Origin of the sequence: Bradyrhizobium sp., assembly GCF_035484855.1 — a bacterium.
Taxonomy (GTDB): Bacteria; Pseudomonadota; Alphaproteobacteria; order Rhizobiales; family Xanthobacteraceae; genus Bradyrhizobium.
In genome coordinates, this window is the sequence record NZ_DATHOP010000130.1 from 1 (window position 1) to 3,608 (window position 3,608).

General features: G+C 62.6%; 3 protein-coding genes. 2 read left to right on the forward strand and 1 reads right to left on the reverse strand.

What is annotated here, in order from left to right:
• A partial coding sequence (locus VK804_RS14760; RefSeq protein ID WP_325371562.1) for a hypothetical protein occupies window positions 1-890 on the forward strand: 890 nt, incomplete at its 5' end.
• A gap of 7 nt (window positions 891-897) precedes the next feature.
• Here VK804_RS14760 and VK804_RS14765 read toward each other — a convergent pair.
• Entirely contained in the window at window positions 898-2,340 is a 1,443-nt protein-coding gene (locus VK804_RS14765) for a M20/M25/M40 family metallo-hydrolase (protein ID WP_325371563.1), read from the reverse strand.
• 119 nt (window positions 2,341-2,459) lie between these two features.
• On the opposite strand from VK804_RS14765, the gene VK804_RS14770 reads away from it, so the two are divergent.
• On the forward strand, window positions 2,460-3,608 hold the full coding sequence (locus tag VK804_RS14770; RefSeq protein WP_325371564.1) for a hypothetical protein: 1,149 nt from the start codon (window positions 2,460-2,462) through the stop codon (window positions 3,606-3,608).

A 3,608-nucleotide genomic window follows, 5' to 3' on the forward strand; every position in this document is an offset into this window, starting at 1 on the left:
CCAAGAACGTCGGTCTGTTCATTTCGATGAACAGCGCCGGTGCAAATAATGCGACCGAAGCGATCCGCATCGCGCTCTTTGAGCAGTTCGCAGATCGGTATTTTCCAGCGGCGAACGCCGCGGCGCCCGTCGAGCTGCCGAGCGCCAAAGAGCACGCCCGGATGCTGGCCGGTAACTACATCAGCAGCCGTGGTTCCTTTACCAATTTCGTCGACGTGTTGAACCTAGCAGGTCAGGTCAAAATCTCCCTGGACAAGGACGGTCGGCCGTCGGTTCCGGAAATATTGGGAGGGCCGCCCCACAAGTGGATCGAGGTCGCACCCTTCGTGTGGCAGGCCGCCTATGGCCACGCACGTCTCGGGGCCGTGGTGGAAAACGGTCGCGTCGTGCGCTGGAGCTTCAACCCGGTGTCGCCCTTCATGGTTTGGGAGCGGGCTCCCTGGTATCGAGACGCGGCCTGGCTAAGCCCCTTGTTCGTGGCAAGCTTGGTGCTCGTGTTACTCACCGCTTTGTCCTGGCCGGTCGGCGCCATCAGCCGGCGCCGCTTCGGGGCGGCAATGTCGCTGAGCGGGCCGGATCTGAAAACTTATCGCTGGGTCCGCGGTTTCTCCTGGCTCGTGCTCGCGGTTTTAAGCGGGTGGGCGGCGCTCTTTATGTCGCTGGGCGCGGATACCATTATCGGTGGCGCGATATTATGGCCGCTGCAAATTGCGGGTGCCGTGGGCTTTGTCGGTCTGTGCGGCACCGCGCTTTGGAATCTGCAGCGAGTCTGGCGAAGCAATCGCGGCTGGTTCGCGAAGCTTTGGAGCGTGCTGTTGGTGCTCGCCGCCCTTGTGACACTGTGGGTGACGCTGAGCTTTCATCTGATCAGCTTCGGCGCCCGGTACTAACGACTGCCTAGCGCTGTCTCGAGACCTCGCGCATCAACCGGTAGGTAAAGTCGACTTCCTGCCCGAAGGCCGCGACGCCGATGCGTTCATCGCGCCCGTGCGCGCGTGCGTCATCCAGATCGTCGAACATGCCGTCAATCCCGTAACTCGCCATGCCGACCAGGCGCGTGTACTTGCTGTCGCTCGCACCGGCGCCCATCTGCGGAAGGATCACGACGTCCGGCCATAACTCGTGCACCACCTTTTCGACCGTCGGCAAGATGGTCCCCGAGAGCGGCGACTCCGGGCTCGGCGTCGCGGGTGTGATGACGCTGATCTTGATGGTCGGATCGTTGAGCACGCGCGCGAGTGTATCGCGCACGGAGTCCTGTGACTCGCCGGGGATGATCCGACATTGCAACGTTGCCCGGGCGCGCTGAGGCAGCGCGTTCTGAGCGTGGCCACCCTCAATCTGGGTCGCGGTGCAGGTCGTGCGCAGCAAGATATTCGTCTCCACCACGGCCGACAGGCGCTCGATTGCCGCCGGATCGGGCGGCGTCTTCGCCACGGCGAGCATGTCGGACTTGATCGCGCCCGTCTCGATCGCGGCCCGGCGCTCGAAATATTGCCGGGTTGTGTCGGTCAGATGTACAGGAAATCGAAACTTCGACAGCCGGGCGAGGCCTTCGCTCAGGCGGTAGATCGGATTGTCGGCGGTCGGCCGCGAACTATGGCCGCCTTTGTCGGTCACTTCGGCCTCAAACGCCATCGACATCTTCTCGCTGGTCTGGACACCGACATAGAGCCGGCGACCGCCTTTCATGCCCGCCTCGCCGCCGTCCGGGTTTATCACAAGGTCGGCATTTACAAGATCGCGGTGTTCGGTCAGCAGCCAGTCGACGCCGTTGCGTTCGCCGCCCGACTCCTCGTCTGCCGTGAAGGCGACGACAATGTCCCGCTCGGGAATGAAATGCTCGCTCTTCATGCGCAGCAGCGCCGTGAGGACCGCGGCGTCCTGTCCCTTCATGTCTATCGTGCCGCGCCCGTACAGCCACCCGTTGTCCTCCGTCAGGTGAAAGGGATTCCGCGTCCAGTCCTCTGGATTCGCCGCGACCACGTCAAGATGGCACAGATACAGGACCGGCTTGCCCTTGCCGCTGCCGTGCAGGCGGGCAACGACGTTGCCGGCGCGGGGGTGGTCCACCGGTATGAGAAGCTGCGCGTCCGCCGGGGCAAAACCGGCGGCGAGCAGCCGTGCTTGTACCTTGCGGGCCAGTTCCGTCGAGCCGACGTCGTGCGTCGAGCGCGTGTCGATCATCTCGCGCAGGATCTCGCGCGCGACGTCGCCGGACGGCGGCGCGGCGGGCGCGGCCGGCGCCGATGCGCAGACAGCCGCCGACGCAACGAGGAGGGAGCCGATGGCTGCTCTGATAGGGGAAAGGCGCTCTTGGCGGCGCAGGCGATAGAACATCGGCGAGATTATGCCTGGCAAACGGGCAGGACAGGGAGGGCCGCGCCCCTAATTCGTCGGGGATGGCGGGTTTTGGGTAGCATTCCGGTCTAAATGAACACTACCGAAGAGGGGACACCATGAAGATACCAACGCTGCGCTCAACCGGCCTGGTCCTGCTGGGCAGCATTCTCGGGCTCGCCGCGGGAACGGCGCAGGCCGACATCACCATCGAACGCACCACCTCCGTCGAGGGTGTTGGCGGAATGGCGTTCGCGAATATGTCGGGGAGCTCTAAAACCAGCATTTCCGGCGAGATGTCGCGCACCGACACCGACATGAAAATGCAGTCGAAGATCGTCGGTTTTCTGGCGCGCAACGCACTCGGACCGAGCGCCGAGATCGTCCTCCTCGATCAGGACAAGCTCTACCACCTGAACATCAACAAGAAGGAATATACCGAGACGACCTTCGAGCAGTTCCACGCGCAGATGCAGAGAGTGTCGGATCAGATGAATTCAGGCGAGGCCAAGCAGCAGCCCTCCGCGGTCGATCAATCGAAGTGCGTGTGGCTACCGGCCAAAGTCGACGTCACGAAGAGCGGCGAGAAGGCGCAAATCGCCGGTTACGATGCGCAACGCGTGACCGCCACGGCGACCCAGCCTTGCCAGGACAAAGACACGGGTGCAATTTGCGAGATCGCATTGGTTTTAGATCAGTGGACTTCCGCGGACTTCGCGGAAAGCAGCGAAGCTCGAAAATTTTATACTGCCTATGCCGCCAAGATGGGCTTCGACGTCTCGAACTCCCAAGACGTGTCTGAAAGAGCCAAGGCGCTGTTCGCCCAGTACAAAGGGGTCTGGACGGAAGTCGCGGCCAAGATGCAGGGCGTGAAAGGTTATCCCGTGAAGAGCAGCTTCACGCTCGGACTCGGTGGCCCGCAATGCAAGAATTCGAGTTCGCAACAAGCGCAAACGGGCCAACCTGACAGCAGTTCGTCCAGCTCCAGCCCAAGCCCAAGCCCAAGCCCAAGCCCCAGCGCCAGCCCCAGTGGCATCGCCGGCGCAGTGGTGGGCAAACTCGGCGGTCTTTTCCAAAAGAAGAAAGACAATGCGGATGCGCCGGCTGCGCCGCCGGCACCCGCGGTCGCACCGGTCGCGATGCCGCCGGGTGACGTAGCTTTGATGACGGTGTCATCGCAGGTCGTTTCGGTGTCGACGAATGCCGTGAGCGCAGATGTCTTTACCGTGCCGGCCGGCTTCAAGAAAATAGAAACCAAGACTCAATGA

Bases quoted from the DNA above. Each gene is read 5' to 3' on its own strand.
- VK804_RS14765 (WP_325371563.1), bottom strand. From the start codon at position 2,340: ATGTTCTATCGCCTGCGCCGCCAAGAGCGCCTTTCCCCTATCAGAGCA.
- VK804_RS14770 (WP_325371564.1), top strand. From the start codon at position 2,460: ATGAAGATACCAACGCTGCGCTCAACCGGCCTGGTCCTGCTGGGCAGC.